General features: G+C 47.2%; 10 protein-coding genes and 1 tRNA gene. 5 read left to right on the forward strand and 6 right to left on the reverse strand.

Annotation, left to right across the window (positions count from 1 at the left end; all coding sequences use genetic code 11):
- Nucleotides 1-160: 160 nt before the first annotated feature.
- The 5 genes from PHF32_07380 to alr all read left to right on the forward strand — a co-directional run bounded on the left by PHF32_07380 (nucleotide 161) and on the right by alr (nucleotide 4,653).
- Nucleotides 161-568, forward strand: coding sequence for a hypothetical protein (locus PHF32_07380; protein ID MDD4560539.1), 408 nt, complete (start codon nucleotides 161-163; stop codon nucleotides 566-568).
- 103 nt (nucleotides 569-671) lie between these two features.
- Nucleotides 672-759: transfer RNA gene (locus PHF32_07385), tRNA-Leu, on the forward strand.
- A gap of 139 nt (nucleotides 760-898) precedes the next feature.
- Nucleotides 899-1,417 carry a cupin domain-containing protein gene (locus PHF32_07390; protein MDD4560540.1) on the forward strand — a complete coding sequence of 173 codons (519 nt, stop codon included), beginning with the start codon at nucleotides 899-901 and terminating at the stop codon, nucleotides 1,415-1,417.
- A gap of 12 nt (nucleotides 1,418-1,429) precedes the next feature.
- Nucleotides 1,430-2,767 (forward strand): PhoH family protein, encoded by a 1,338-nt coding sequence (locus PHF32_07395; GenBank protein ID MDD4560541.1) that lies wholly within the window; start codon nucleotides 1,430-1,432, stop codon nucleotides 2,765-2,767.
- The gene (gene alr, locus PHF32_07400; GenBank protein ID MDD4560542.1) at nucleotides 2,767-4,653 is read left to right on the forward strand and encodes an alanine racemase; all 1,887 of its coding nucleotides are present in this window, start codon (nucleotides 2,767-2,769) and stop codon (nucleotides 4,651-4,653) included. The genes PHF32_07395 and alr overlap by 1 nt, the downstream gene beginning before the upstream one ends.
- Nucleotides 4,654-4,684: 31 nt before the next feature.
- On the opposite strand, the gene PHF32_07405 is transcribed toward alr, so the two are convergent.
- From PHF32_07405 to PHF32_07430, 6 genes are all read right to left on the reverse strand, one after another.
- The gene (locus tag PHF32_07405; GenBank protein ID MDD4560543.1) at nucleotides 4,685-6,598 is read right to left on the reverse strand and encodes a SpoIIE family protein phosphatase; all 1,914 of its coding nucleotides are present in this window, start codon (nucleotides 6,596-6,598) and stop codon (nucleotides 4,685-4,687) included.
- Nucleotides 6,588-7,604, reverse strand: coding sequence for an ABC transporter substrate-binding protein (locus tag PHF32_07410; GenBank protein MDD4560544.1), 1,017 nt, complete (start codon nucleotides 7,602-7,604; stop codon nucleotides 6,588-6,590). Before PHF32_07410 ends, PHF32_07405 begins: the two co-directional genes overlap by 11 nt.
- 206 nt (nucleotides 7,605-7,810) lie before the next feature.
- Entirely contained in the window at nucleotides 7,811-8,890 is a 1,080-nt protein-coding gene (meaB, locus tag PHF32_07415; GenBank protein MDD4560545.1) for a methylmalonyl Co-A mutase-associated GTPase MeaB, read from the reverse strand.
- Nucleotides 8,883-11,024 (reverse strand): methylmalonyl-CoA mutase, encoded by a 2,142-nt coding sequence (gene scpA / locus PHF32_07420; GenBank protein MDD4560546.1) that lies wholly within the window; start codon nucleotides 11,022-11,024, stop codon nucleotides 8,883-8,885. Before scpA ends, meaB begins: the two co-directional genes overlap by 8 nt.
- Nucleotides 11,024-12,907 (reverse strand): methylmalonyl-CoA mutase family protein, encoded by a 1,884-nt coding sequence (locus tag PHF32_07425; GenBank protein ID MDD4560547.1) that lies wholly within the window; start codon nucleotides 12,905-12,907, stop codon nucleotides 11,024-11,026. Before PHF32_07425 ends, scpA begins: the two co-directional genes overlap by 1 nt.
- A gap of 17 nt (nucleotides 12,908-12,924) precedes the next feature.
- Complete coding sequence (locus tag PHF32_07430) at nucleotides 12,925-14,211, reverse strand: phosphoglycerate kinase (protein ID MDD4560548.1); 1,287 nt, start codon at nucleotides 14,209-14,211, stop codon at nucleotides 12,925-12,927.
- Between the last annotated feature and the right edge of the window lie 235 nt (nucleotides 14,212-14,446).

Genomic DNA, 14,446 nt, shown 5'->3' on the forward strand with positions numbered 1-14,446 from the left:
TTGCTCAATAGCCGCCAAAGTACTAGCATCAATGCTGTGCTTCTGTCGTCCCATTTCTCACTCCTTGTATGTTATGATATGGGACAAGATAATCAGTATTTATGGCATGTCAATATAAATCCTGTATAAGTGCTCTCTGACGGAAGCTCAGGATAAATGGTTGAAAAAGAAAGTAGTCAAGGTGTTTGGGAGAAAGACGGTCAGCGGGAGAAAGAAAGGTCTGACACAACTCACAACTATTCTTCCCAAACCCGCTGCCGACTACGTCTTCAGCAATGTCATCAAACACTGGCCAAACCTCTCTAAAAGTCTTACGTCCAATGTGTCCGAAAGATTCAATCGTAAGATTAAGAAGGTCATGTCAGGTAGATATGGCCTCAAATCATACGAAACCGCCGTTAATCTGGCCAACTCCCTCTGGCTGAAAGAACTGATCGATAACGGAAGGTTCATCCTTCATGATGAATCGCTGATCGCCAGTCTAAATATCTCCCAAATCTGTCAAGAAAAGCTCGCTTGGAACCATCTCGACCTGCTTTTCTCTAAGAACACAAGGAAAGTAGCATAATGAAGTGGGAGGTATTGAACAGTCTCCAAACCATGATTACTGTTTCAGTGATATTTTGTCTTGACATAAAACAGGGCTTTCACAGATTGACAACACAGCATGTGCTGAAGTGGTGAAATTGGTATACACGCTAGTTTCAGGGACTAGTGAGCAATACGCTCATGGGGGTTCGAGTCCCCCCTTCAGCACCATTTTTGTTTTCATATGCAACTACTCATCTTTGTTCCTCCCATCCTTGGATCCTTTGCAGATCAACCTGGAATCAAATAAAAAGATTGACGTCCAACGCTGTATCTCTTTTACTTGTTTTATGAATGCAAAGGAGACTTCATGAGGAACTTTCACCAGATTATCCAACTGCTAAACCTGCTGCCCCATCCCGAAGGTGGATATTATCGCAGAAACTGGCAATCCGATATGCGGGCAGAGACCCTGGACGCCTCCTCAAAGAAGATCCATAACGTTCGCAGCGTAGGTTCTTCCATCATATACCTGCTTCCATCTGAGGAAGTAAGTACTTGGCATCGTATTACTTGTGACGAGATGTGGCATTTCTATGATGGCAGCCCACTGAAGCTATATATGCTGGATATGAATCAGGGGCTCATCACCCGCATTTTGGGGATCAATCTGGAAGCTGAACAACTTCCTCAAATCATCATCCCCCGCAATACTTGGTTCTGCGCTGAAGTAGCCGAAGATGATTCATATAGCCTTTGTGGATGTACACTGTGGCCGTCTTTCAGTTATGCGGATTTTGATCTGGCAGACCGACAGAAGCTAGTAACAGATTTTCCCGAACATATGGCGCTCATCGACCACATCTATGAAAAAACAAATGGAATATAAAACGGAGACAAAATGGAAAAGAAGATATTTGTGCTGGATACCAATGTATTGATCCATAATCCTCGTGCGTTGTTTGCCTTTGAAGATAATCGCGTGGTTATTCCCATCGTAGTCATCGAAGAAATCGACCAGTTTAAGAAGGGTTTGGATGAAAAAAGCCGTAATGCACGGCAAATTGGTAGATACTTGGACGACCTCAGGAAACTGGGGAAACTGCAGGAAGGAGTACCCACGGATCAGGGCGGAGTAATACAAGTAACGGTAAACAGAGAAGTTACAGATACCGCTGCTAAGCTTTTCTTTATGGATAGAAACGATAACCTGATCATTGGGACAGCGTTGTATTTCAAGCAGAAGTATCCAAATTCCCAGGTGATCCTGGTGTCCAAAGATGTGAATGTCCGTATCAAAGCAGATACTGTGGGCATTCACGCCGAGAACTTCGAGAATGACACGATCAATTTCGATGAATTCTATACCGGTTGGACACATGAAGAACTATCCGCTGACCTGGTTGACAAGCTAAAAAGCAGCGCTTATATAAACAATCCCTTCGAGAACCTCTATCCCAATCAATTTGTACGAATCACTTCCGAGGGGCATAGTGAGGATATTCAAAACCTGCGATTTAACGCAGAACACAATAAGCTGTACAAGCTTAGTCACTACACCGGCCAGGATGTCTTTGGCATCACAGCGCTGAATTTTGAGCAGGAGATGGCCCTGGATCTGCTGTTGGATGACGACATCAAACTGGTGAGCCTCTCTGGTAAAGCAGGCACAGGAAAGACTCTTCTGGCAATAGCAGCCGGGCTCGCCAAAGTGGTGGATGAAGAGCGCTACACCCGGCTGGTTATATCCCGTCCTATTTCTCCATTGGGTAAAGACTTGGGATATCTGCCCGGTAACAAAGCGGAGAAATTCAATCCCTGGATGCAACCGATTTATGATAACATGGACATTCTGCTTTCCTTGCACGAAGAGAAAGGAGACTCTCCCAAAAACAAGAAGAAAGCCACCATAGAAGACTATATGGATTACGGATTTCTGGAGCTGGAACCGCTTACCTACATCCGTGGACGCAGCTTACCGGATCAGTTTATCATCATCGATGAAGCGCAAAACCTGAGCCCTCACGAGATGAAGACCATCATTACCCGCGCCGGCAAAAACACCAAAGTGGTGCTTACAGGCGACCCCTATCAGATCGATATCCCTTATCTGGATGCTGTAAGCAACGGCCTCTCCGTGGCAGTGGAGAAACTGAAGGGAGAGGCGATGGTAGGTCACATGACACTGGAGAAAGGCGAGCGCTCGGCTCTGGCTGATCTGGCAGCCAAGTACTTCTGATGAAACAACATATCTCCGAACGTAGCTGGGTCGAGATCGACCTGGCAGCCTTTAGAAAGAACCTGCAATTGCTGAAAAGCCACATCAAGTCGCATCAGGATTTCCTGCAGATAGTGAAAGCAGATGCCTACGGGCACGGTGCCAAAGAAATCTCTGAAGCAGCCATGGCAGAAGGTGCCGTGTATCTGGGAGTAGCAAATCTGGAAGAAGGGAAGCTCTTGAGAATTCAGGGTATTGATGCCCCGATCATGATCCTCTCACCCAGTCTGGCGCATGAAATTGATGAGATTGTAAAGTATAACTTGGTACCCGCAATAAGTGATATGGAGTTTGCCAGCAAGCTATCTCAAGCTGCCCTGAAAGCTGAAGAAACTGTGAAAATCCACATCAAGGTCGATACCGGCATGCATCGCAGTGGCTGCAGAATCGAAGAAGCACCAGCATTTATAAAAAAAATCTATGCACTACCAGCTGTGGAAATTGAGGGCATATTCAGTCACTTCAGTTCTGCAGAAAACGATCCTGAGTTCACCTGCAGACAAGAAAATATGTTTAGGGATATTGTAGATCAATTACCCCAAAAACCTCGCTATATCCACATTTCAAACAGTGCTGCGCTGTTAAGGGAACGGGCAGATTTCTGCAATCTGGTGCGTATCGGTATATCCGGCTTTGGGATAGACAGCATCGGTGGTCTGGACGAAAGACTATCTCCGGTGATGACTTTTAAATCCACACTCAGCCAGATAAAAGAGATCAAAGCCGGGGAAAGCGTAGGTTATCAGCGCGAGTGGATCGCTACCAAGGATGGTTGTTATGGCATCATCCCCATCGGTTATGCAGACGGATACGACTTTCTGCTTTCAAATCAGGGGAAAGTACTGGTGGCAGGCTGTATCTGCCCAGTAATCGGCAGGATATCCATGGATATGATCACCATCGATCTCAGTGCTGCCCCCAAAGCCCGGTGTGGAGATGAAGTAGTGCTCTTGGGAAATGATCGTTCCGAATTACGGGCAGAGAACCTGGCAGCGCTTTACGGCGGCTCTGCCTACGAACTGCTATGTCAGGTAGGACGCCGGGCACGAAGGTTTTATAAGAGCAAAGATCACATTCTGCATAGTGCTCCCATGGCACGCAGGGATTTTATCGCCTCAGACTTTGGCGACAGTAAACTCAATCAGATCATCAGTTCTGCCTTGGCAAAGCGCTTGGAAAGCGATGAGATAGGAGAGTTGATTTATCGCGAGATTCTGCGAACCTTCTTTTTCAACAAAGATCGCGATGTGCATTATCGCCGTGCCTTCATCCATGAAATCCGTCTCTCGGATAGTGATAATGATGCTTATTTTAAGGCAGATACGCGCCTAAGCTACCATAAGGTATTGGAAAGTGATTACTTCATAGTAGCTTGTGCTGCTTCAGACGAGCTTTTGCGTGGTTATTTTATGCGGAAGGACGTAGAATACCGCTGGTTGTTGGATTCTTCACTGAGTCTAAGTACCGAAACCTTCCGGGTAAATGCCGTAAAGGTAAATGGAATAAGCCTTTCCAGTACTCTAAAACACAGTCCAGGAGCTTTGGAGATACGCTGTTCTCATCCTTCACTGGAGCAATTACGCGGGAAAGAAGTGGAATTTGAGATCAATACCAGCACACTGTATCCCAAATCATCCCACCAGCTTTCAGTGTTCATTTCGGAGCTCACACGGGGAGTGGAAATCTCCCTAAGCTATCCTGAGTCCCTGGAACATGTAGAACCGGTCAGTATCTTCTCCGGTCAACAGAAGAATCCCCCCATTAGCTGCGATAAGCGGCACATCACCTTAAAAACCAAAGATGATGAATGGATATTCCCGCTATCAGGAGTAGTATTTACCTACTGAGATAGTGCATACAAATCATCGGGCAACATGATCATGATATCGTGGGATGTTTGTAATCTATCACCAGTATCGTGATGTCGTCCTTGTGAGTGGCGCCCCGGGCATATTTGTGAACTTCGGATAAAATACCCTTTGCTGTAGTTTCAGGATTTGGTGGAGGCAGTTTGCGGAGGATTTCTTCGAAACCGGATATACCCAGGAATTCATCTTTGGTATTCATGGCCTCGGTGATGCCATCGGTAAAGAGAATCAGTTCATCCCCGATAATCAGATCAATCTCGTCATAGTCGATTGGCATATCCTCAAATACGCCCAGAGCAGTGCTATGAGTGTCGGGATAACGAGTGTAACTGCGGTCCATTTTACGGATAAACAAGGGTAGATGCCCGCAATTTGAATACTGCATTCGCCCGGTCTTCAGATCGATAATACCTAATAGTGCTGTAACGAAATTGGTCTCGATGTTGTTTCGGCACAGAAAGTTATTTAGTTTTCCCAGAAGTTCATTGCTGGTTTTATAATAAGGCGCTATCGAAGGTAATAAAGTGGAGACCATCGTCATTGCCATCGCAGCGACTATGCCCTTGCCCAGCACATCGGCAATCACAAAACAGAAGTGCTCGTCGTCAATCATAAAATAGTCGTACAAGTCGCCACCGATATCTCCAGCCGGTTCCAGAATGCCATAAGCACGCAATTCCTTGATACCAAAAGGATGAGTGGTATTGGTTGGGATCAGTTTGTTTTGAATCTCGCTGGCGTAAATCACATCACCGCGGATTTGATTCTTCTCGTCCGTAGTAATCCTCAAGTTTCTGATGTAGTCCTTTAGAGAGCTCTGCATGGCCGCAAAAGACTGAGCTAGTGTGGATATCTCAAAGGAATTGTTTGAAACTGGGATCTGTGCATCAAAATCCCCCGCTCCAATCCTATCAGCAGCGATGGCCAAACGTTTCAAAGGACGCGACACATTCAATGTCCGAGCATAAATGATGATGGCTACACTCAGAAAGATCAGGATGGATGCAATCGTCTGGATCATCAGAATTGTATCCACCTCACGCATCAGGACATCTTCCTCTACCGCTACTCCCACAGACCAGTGATTGCTCTGAAGGGGTTGATAATATACCCAGGTACCTCCGAAAGGAGATTTGCCATTGATCTTGATATGTCCCTGTTTACCGGATACCATTGCTTTACCAAGATCAGCAAGTACGGGAGATTGGTACTCCTCAGCAATGCTAAAGAGGCTTTGATTCATGATCAATTCAGTATTTGAATGCGCTACCAGAGTACCGGTGGTGGATACTAAAAAGCTGGAACCAATCTTGAAATAGCCGGATCCGGAGATGATTTCTTGCAGATAGCCCAGTTCGATGTCAAAGCGAATCAAACCGGTATTTACACCCTTTTCAAAGATGGGAAGGCAATAAGAGATGATCATCTCCCCTTTACCTTCGGTATCGACCCAAGGCTCCGTCCAATATGGCTTCTGCGTCATTTGCGGAATCTGGAACCAATCCTGGTAGCGGTATTCCGTCCCCCGTATCACTCTGGAGTAAAAGCGATGACGCATGGTATATAGAATCCGGGGTTCTTTCCCCTCGTAAACGCGGTCTGCCAGGCAGATGGAATGTACTTGAGGGTTCTCCATAAGAGTTTCACTCAGGAATGCGAAGTGTTGTTCTTCACTAAGCCCATAATTCAGGATCGCTGTGCGACTCATTGTGGCAAAACTCTCTACCCGGAACAAAATACTGTCGATCAAGTGGATACGTTCATGAGCTAAATGCCGCATGTTATCCAGTTGATTATCCATGATTACCCGGTTATAAAAGGCTCTGGTAACCAGTATAGACGCCAGAAAGATGATCAACATGAAAGCAAATACGAAGGATATCAGTTGGTAAGCTAATGTTCTGTCTTCTTTCTTACTCAGCATCCGGATAAAACTCCTCATAGGGAATGCGACGGGGAAATCCCATGTATTTGATCATCAAATCCATTGCTTCTTCGTAATTCTTCCGTTTCAAGATTCCCATCTCTGCGATGCTTGGCATTATCGCATCTTTCATATGGTTCAACATCCACTGTTGATGCGCCCGGTTTGCCCGGAGGTTGTCTTCCTTCATCATCTTCAGCACCAAATCCAGAGTTTCTTGTTCATGGCTGAAAGCGTAGAGCCAACCGTCAAGCGTCGCTTTCACAAAGGCTCTACATTCATTGGGGTGAGCTTTGTAGAACTCCGGTCTTACATAGAACCCTTCATCGGGAACTGTGAGCCCCAGCTCTTGCTGCTTTGCTATAAAGAGATATTCTGAATCGATACCGGCTTGAAGAATCTGATGGAACTCATTATAATCCATAGCGTTGATCACATCCACGGCGTTCTGAGCAAAAAGATTGATCGACCAATCGATGTTGATGATCTCCATGGGAATACCCTTCTGCGCCAAAAACAAGCGTGTGGCCATGTTTGATCCGCTGCGCCATAATCCCAAACGCTTACCCCTGAAATCCTCAAGGGAATTGATCCCATTGGATTTTTTGCCCACAAGGTAAACGGAGTTTTTCTGATTGATCTGGGCGATGTTTACAATCTTGGTTTGCTCCCTACACAGATCCAGAGCATTCAACAGATCTACGTGAACAATGTCCCCGTGTCCTTGTAACAGTGCATCAACCGCTGGTTCCGTGAGTAGAACACTCTGAAGCTGCACATCCAAACCATGTTGAGCATAAAGTCCCTTGTGTATTGCCATATATACACCGGCAAACTGCGCTTGAGTCTGCCATTTGGGACGAAACCGAATTGGAAATAGAGATGTACTATCGGACGCAGCTTTAGGATATGTCAGTTCATCTCTGCTATCTGATTTCTGAGTCTTGCATGAAAACATCAGCCCAAATAGAATAAGCATCACCAAGATTCGCTTCTGAACATCCATCTTCTGGTTCCTTTCTTTGGTAATCACGGATAATTGATATGTAATTCGACCGGTTTGCAGACCGTTCTATCCAATCCCAATTAAAAACCTAAAAGGGAGTACTCTCCCGCTAGAAGACAATATGGATAGATGAAGCTTTGGTGCAACTATAATCTTGAGTAAAACTGACTCTACTGTGGAAAATAATCTACGCTGTTTGATAACTCTTAATCATCAAACAAGATAGACACAGCATAAGCAACTGGAATCTTCCCTTTGGCTACCTGTTCCCGCAGTTCCGGTAGCTTCACTTTGATCTGGGGAGATTGGAAAAAGCGGCTTAAGACAGCTTCCGAAATAAGGTCTTCAAACCATGCAGCAGTTTGGGAAAGACGCCGTTGCTCAAAGACCCCTGAATCTCCGGTCTTTTCACAGAATTCGGTAATAGTACGCCAAATCGCATCAATGCCGGCTCCGGTACGGGCAGAGCAGATTTGGGCTTTGGTTTGCCAGCCTTTGGTAGCATTGCGGATGTAGTGTAAAGCGTTGTTGAATTCCCGCTCTGCCACTTTTGCCCGAGGCAGATTGTCGCCATCAGCCTTGTTTACCACGATCAGATCCGCAAGCTCCATGATTCCCTTTTTAATGCCCTGCAGTTCGTCTCCGGCTCCGGTGATCTGCATCAGAAGGAAGAAATCTACCATTGACCGCACAGTGATCTCGCTCTGCCCCACGCCCACCGTTTCGATGAGAATTACATCAAAACCTGCAGCTTCGCAGATCACTATACTCTCTCTAGTTTTCCGTGCTACTCCGCCCAATATTCCCGAAGAAGGAGAAGGACGAATAAAGCTGGAAGGATGGCGGGAGAGCTCTTCCATCCTGGTTTTATCGCCTAATATGCTTCCTTTGGAGAGGCTGGAGGAAGGATCAATCGCCAGTACAGCCACTTTCTTGCCCTGCTCGATCAGATACATACCAAAGCGCTCGATGAAGCTGCTTTTGCCCACTCCGGGTACTCCGGTGATGCCGATGCGAATGGACTTTCCTGAAACAGGCAGGAGCCTCTTCAGAAGCTCCTGCGCTACCTCGAAATGCTTTGGAGAATTACTCTCTACCAGGGTGATCGCGCGGGAAAGGATGGTGCGATTGTCGGCTTTGACTCCGGCTTCCAAAGCATCCAGATCCCAGATTTTGCGCGCATGTGCTTTTCCGGGTTGAGCTGTGGACTCCCTTTTGAACACCACGGAGCTGGCAAAAGCCTCTCCGGCTCCATTGGGAGTCCATTCCGGTTTGCGTTTATCCATTGCTTTCCATCAGTTTTTCCATCATCTTAGTAGCGGCTGTGGGCAGATGAGTGCCCGGGCCAAAGATCGCTGCAGCACCATGTTGATACAGATAGTCATAATCCGCTTGAGGTATCACACCACCCACTATCACCATAATATCTTCCCGCTGCAGTTTCTTCAGCTCTTCCATCAATTGCGGTAGCAGCGTCTTGTGACCTGCTGCCAATGAACTCATACCAATGATGTGCACATCGTTTTCCACTGCCTGACGCGCGGTCTCTTCCGGAGTTTGGAACAGCGGTCCCATATCCACGTCGAAACCCATATCAGCATAAGCTGTTGCCACAACCTTCGCTCCGCGATCGTGCCCATCCTGCCCCATCTTGGCTATCAGGATGCGTGGTCTGCGGCCTTCTTGTTCGGCAAATTGATCGGTGAGGGCTCTTACTTTCTCGATTTCATCCATATTTGCGTACTCCCTGCTATATACGTTACTGATCAGTTTGATTTCAGCTTGATGGCGGCCAAAGACCTTTTCCATGGCATCGGAAATTTCTCCCAAAGAGGCTCTAGCGCGAGCCGCATCGATTGCCAATTCCAAAAGGTTCTGATTCTTATCTCCAGCGGCTTTGGTGATGGCGGCCAGGCATTGCTGAACCTTGGTCTCATCACGATTTTTGCGCAGCAATTTCAAACGTGCCAATTGCGCGCTGCGAACTGCTGAATTGTCCACTTCCAATGTCTCGATAGGATCTTCCTTATCCAAGCGGTATTTATTTACTCCCACGATGGTATCGGCCTTGCTGTCGATCTTTGCCTGCCGGCGCGCTGAAGCTTCTTCGATGCGCATCTTGGGCAATCCAGTATGTATGGCTTTGGCCATTCCACCCAGGCTTTCCACTTCCATGATGTGATCCCAGGCACGATGCATCAGGTCATGAGTAAGGGATTCCACATAGTAGGAACCTGCCCAGGGATCGATCACCTTGCATATTCCGGTCTCGTGCTGCAGATAGAGTTGGGTATTGCGTGCAATACGAGCAGAGAAATCCGTTGGCAATGCGATGGCTTCGTCCAGCGAATTGGTATGCAGGCTTTGGGTGTGTCCCATTGTAGCTGCCAGCGCTTCAACACAGGTGCGGGCAACATTGTTGAAGGGATCCTGTTCGGTGAGGCTCCAGCCCGAAGTTTGCGAGTGGGTTCTAAGAGCCATGGACTTCGGATTCTTGGGATTGAATCCTTTGATGATCTTTGCCCACAGCATCCGCGCACTACGCAGTTTGGCAATCTCCATAAAGTAATTCATGCCTTCTGCCCAGAAGAAGGATAGGCGCGGCGCAAAAACGTCGATATCAATCCCCGCAGCTATTCCGGTGCGGGCATACTCCAAGCCATCCGCCAAAGTATATGCCATTTCCAGATCGGCGGTAGCGCCGGCTTCGTGCATATGATATCCGGAGATGCTGATGCTGTTGAATTTGGGCATCTTGCGGGAAGTATAGCTAAAGATATCCGCGATGAGGCGCATGGAGGCTTCCGGAGGATAGATGTAGGTATTTCGCACCATATACTCTTTCAGAATGTCATTTTGGATGGTGCCATTCAGTTGTTCCGGCTTCACTCCCTGTTCTTCCGCAGCTACGATGTAGAAGGCCATTATTGGAATCACAGCTCCGTTCATGGTCATCGATACGCTCATCTGATCCAGCGGAATCTTGTCGAAGAGAATCTTCATATCCAGGATGCTGTCCACCGCCACACCTGCCTTGCCCACATCTACTATTACTCGGGGATGATCGGAGTCATAACCACGGTGTGTAGCCAGATCAAAGGCTATCGACAGACCCTTTTGCCCCATCGCCAGATTGCGGCGGTAGAAGGCATTGGATTCTTCCGCTGTGGAAAAGCCTGCATATTGGCGGATAGTCCAGGGACGCTGCACATACATGCTTGGATATGGTCCGCGTAAATAGGGCGCTAAACCGCTCAGATAATCCAGATGCTCCACCTTGTCGAGGTCTTCCGCTCTATACAAGGGCTTCACGATAATCTGTTCATTGGTATGCCAGTCTTTCTTTAGATCAATTCTGGAATCGTTGTTCGCTCCAAGTTCTTTAAAGTTTGGATTCAAGCTCGTGAAATCAGGTTTCATCAGATCACCTCCAGTTTGCGGGCCAGGTCTTTCAGCGTATCGTAAGCATTGGCGCGAATATGGATAAACAGGTCTATACCGTGTTCTTTATATTCTTCCACCTTATCCGCGGGATAACCTGCCAAAATCAGGATTGAGGGTTTCAGTTCTTTGCAGAGCGGCGCTACGATCTCCTCGTACTTGGCATCCGTAGAACAGATGCAGAAGGCATCGGCATGGCTGTCTTTCGCTGCTATGATCGCTTCCGGAACTGTATTGAATGCCATATCCCCCAATACATCATAACCTGCCATCTGGAAGAATCCGCTGCTGAAATCTGCCCGGGCTTTGTACTCTGCAACCGAACCGATGTTCAGGAGCATTATTTTGGGCGCTTTTGTGGATATTTGCGCCCGAAGTTCTTCCACCTGTTGCACAGCCCGTAAGCGTGGCAAAGCTCCCTTTTCCAGCCATACCGGCTTGCTTTGGATGTCCACTTCGGGAATTGAGATTTCACTCAAAGCTTCATCCGTGGGATTGGCATACATATTTACGCCCACAAACACATCACGGCGTTTATGAACCGCTTCTATGCGGGTTTGAGCGATCTTGGCGATCATGTCGTGAATCTTGCCAGTGCGCAGAGAGCGGATCATCCCGCCATCTTTCTCGATCTCCTGCATAATTTTCCAGGCAGCTTCCGCCAATTGTGCCGTAAGGCTTTCTATGTAATAGCATCCCCCTGCCGGATCCACCACTTTTGTGAAGTGCGATTCCTCTGCCAGGATAAGCTGTTGATTGCGCGCTATCCTTCGAGAAAAAGCGTTGTCGTCCTTCACCACTGCGTCAAAGGGATCCGTTTCCAGGCTGTCCACTCCGCCGATTACTCCGCTAAAGCTCTCGGTAGTTGTACGCAGCATGTTTACATAGAGGTCATAAGTGGATTTATTGAATGCGGCAGTTTTACCATGAATCCAAATCTTCTGTGATTCTTCATTACCGCCAAACGCCTTGATCATCTCTGCCCAGAGCAGCCGGAATGAGCGAATCTTGGCTATCTCCATAAAAAAATTGGAACCCAGAGACAGCTTTACCGCAAACAGCGGAGCGATGGTATTGATATCCATCCCTGTTTGTAATAAACCCTGGATGTAACCGATGGCAGTGCTCAAAACAAAGGCCAGTTCCATAGTAGAGGATGCTCCGGCATGCTCATACACACATCCATCAATGATGAACGCGCGCATCTTCGGAGCCCGGTTTGCCCTTTGGATCACCACATCCATGATCTTTTGCCACACCTCTTCCAAGCTCATGTCAAAGTAACCCTTTCGGGCAAATTCTCCCGTTACATCATAGCCAATGAAGCCTTCCAAATCTCTAGCGCTCAGCTTTTGCTTTTCCAGATAGTCCAGCAAGAGCGCAAAGATATCCTCATCATCGCTATCCATCTGGATAAAGAGCGGAGCAGCCTTCAAATCGATGCCATCCAGGGCTATATGCAGGTCTTTCACGCTTTTGAGCTTGATACCAGCGGGATAATCCACGTGTTTGAGCTTCAGATTGACCATAGCCAATCCGCGCATCAATTCTTCCTTCAGATTTGCGTTCAGGGCTTTTAGATCAGGATTGGTCTGAGCCTGAGCTATCTTCCAGCCTTCATCGATGAATTTCTGGGGATCATTCCCTCTCACATAAGGGGCTTTACCCGGTTCGGTCTTGATAAAGCTGATGTCTTTGATGTCTTCCCGCCGATATATTGGTTCCAGAGTGATGCCCTCGTAAGTGCGGGTTTTCAATGCCTTATCGTAATCCACACCCTTTAGAGAATCCACCACCACTTTCTTCCACTCTTCCCAGGTAGGTAGCGGAAAGTCCTTGTGTAAGTTCACTTTAGTATCCACTAGCAGAACTCCTCGTATTATTCTTTTATTAATGCTTGCACAGGTTTCATGCCCTCAGCAGACCCGCTCTCGATAGCCGAAAGAATCGCTCCGCCTCCGGTGAAAAAGTAGTATAGAGGATTATTCTGAGCCTTGGCAAAGATACCGGGCAGATATGTGCCAAAATCCTGAATAGTATCTCCACCGCCAAAAAGCTTTTGTGCCGTAAGATTGGCATCGATCAGCCGATACATGGCCATGCTGCCTTCCGGGAAAAGCGCTGTATAACCCATCACCGCATTCACAAATATCGTACCCGCTGCCTTGAATATCTTGCTCAGATATTCCTCTTCAAAGGACTCAGGCGCTGCATCCAGAATGTATCCGATGGGCTCCGTCTGGTCCCATCCTTTCAGATCGTCTATTCTGTATATATCCCAGTTATCTTCACTGCGCTCTTCAATGCTTTGACACAAAACCACATAGGGCAGTTCGACGATCTTGGCGGCATCATCGCCGCTGTCTTCGATAAACTTGCGCGCAGCGGTCACATCCTCTTCACTTAATCCGGATATATTGAGCCCGTATTTGGCTGCCAAATATGCGTTGTAGATCACTCCTCCCAAGATCAGGTGATCAGAATTGCGGATCAATGAAGATAGCGGTCCAATCTTGGTATCAAACTTGCTTCCTGCCACTATGGAAACCAGCGGACGTCGGGGCTCGAACACCTTATGCAGATTCCCGATCTCTTTTTGCATCAGAAGCCCGGCATAGGAGGGCAAGTATTTACATATGTGATATGTGCTGGCATGCGCCTGCCAACTGCCAAAAGCATCGTTAATATACAGATCCGCATAGCTTGCCAGCGCTTTGGCAAATACATCCGCACTATCATCCTTGGCTTCTTCACCCTTGAACCAGCGTGTATTGGGCAAATACACAAAATCACAGTCACCACTTTTCAGCTTGGCTACAGCATCGCCCAGAGGGCTGCAATCGCTGATGCCAAAAGCATCCGCCGCAGGCATATCGGGAATCACAGCCTTTAGCTGAAGCTTGTTGCAAATGTAATCCACTATCGGCTCTACGCTTTCCAGTTCTGAAATCGTGATCTTCTTAGTCTGTTTGTCATAAGGACGACCTACATGACTCATCAAGATCGGCATTGCACCGTTTTTAAAGATATGAAGTAAAGTAGGAATGGTGGCATCGATCCGCATCGGATCTTTGATTTTGCCCTTTTTAACCACATTGTGATCCATCCGAACAAGAACAACCTTGCCCTTCAGGTCAGCGTCCAACATAGTGGGAATGTAGCTCATTTTTATACTCCGTTTCGTTTATTTAAGCGCATCTATATGGAGATTTCATTGTTTAAGCTACTGCCTTTACGTCAAGAACTTTCTGCTGCTGCTCAACCGTCAGCCTCGATGAGACTGTTCAATACCTCCCACTTCATTATGCTACTTTCCTTGTGTTCTTAGAGAAAAGCAGGTCGAGATGGTTCCAAGCGAGCTTTTCTTGACAAATATGGGAGATATTTAGACTGGCGATCAG

The sequence above is a fragment of the Candidatus Cloacimonadota bacterium genome, assembly GCA_028706475.1.
In the GTDB taxonomy this organism is placed as follows: domain Bacteria; phylum Cloacimonadota; class Cloacimonadia; order Cloacimonadales; family Cloacimonadaceae; genus UBA5456.

Excerpts from the sequence above, each read along its gene's own strand:
- PHF32_07390 (MDD4560540.1), top strand. The coding sequence starts at position 899 with ATGAGGAACTTTCACCAGATTATCCAACTGCTAAACCTGCTGCCCCAT.
- PHF32_07395 (MDD4560541.1), top strand. The coding sequence starts at position 1,430 with ATGGAAAAGAAGATATTTGTGCTGGATACCAATGTATTGATCCATAAT.
- alr (MDD4560542.1), top strand. The coding sequence starts at position 2,767 with ATGAAACAACATATCTCCGAACGTAGCTGGGTCGAGATCGACCTGGCA.
- PHF32_07405 (MDD4560543.1), bottom strand. The coding sequence starts at position 6,598 with ATGCTGAGTAAGAAAGAAGACAGAACATTAGCTTACCAACTGATATCC.
- PHF32_07410 (MDD4560544.1), bottom strand. The coding sequence starts at position 7,604 with ATGGATGTTCAGAAGCGAATCTTGGTGATGCTTATTCTATTTGGGCTG.
- meaB (MDD4560545.1), bottom strand. The coding sequence starts at position 8,890 with ATGGATAAACGCAAACCGGAATGGACTCCCAATGGAGCCGGAGAGGCT.
- scpA (MDD4560546.1), bottom strand. The coding sequence starts at position 11,024 with ATGAAACCTGATTTCACGAGCTTGAATCCAAACTTTAAAGAACTTGGA.
- PHF32_07430 (MDD4560548.1), bottom strand. The coding sequence starts at position 14,211 with ATGAGCTACATTCCCACTATGTTGGACGCTGACCTGAAGGGCAAGGTT.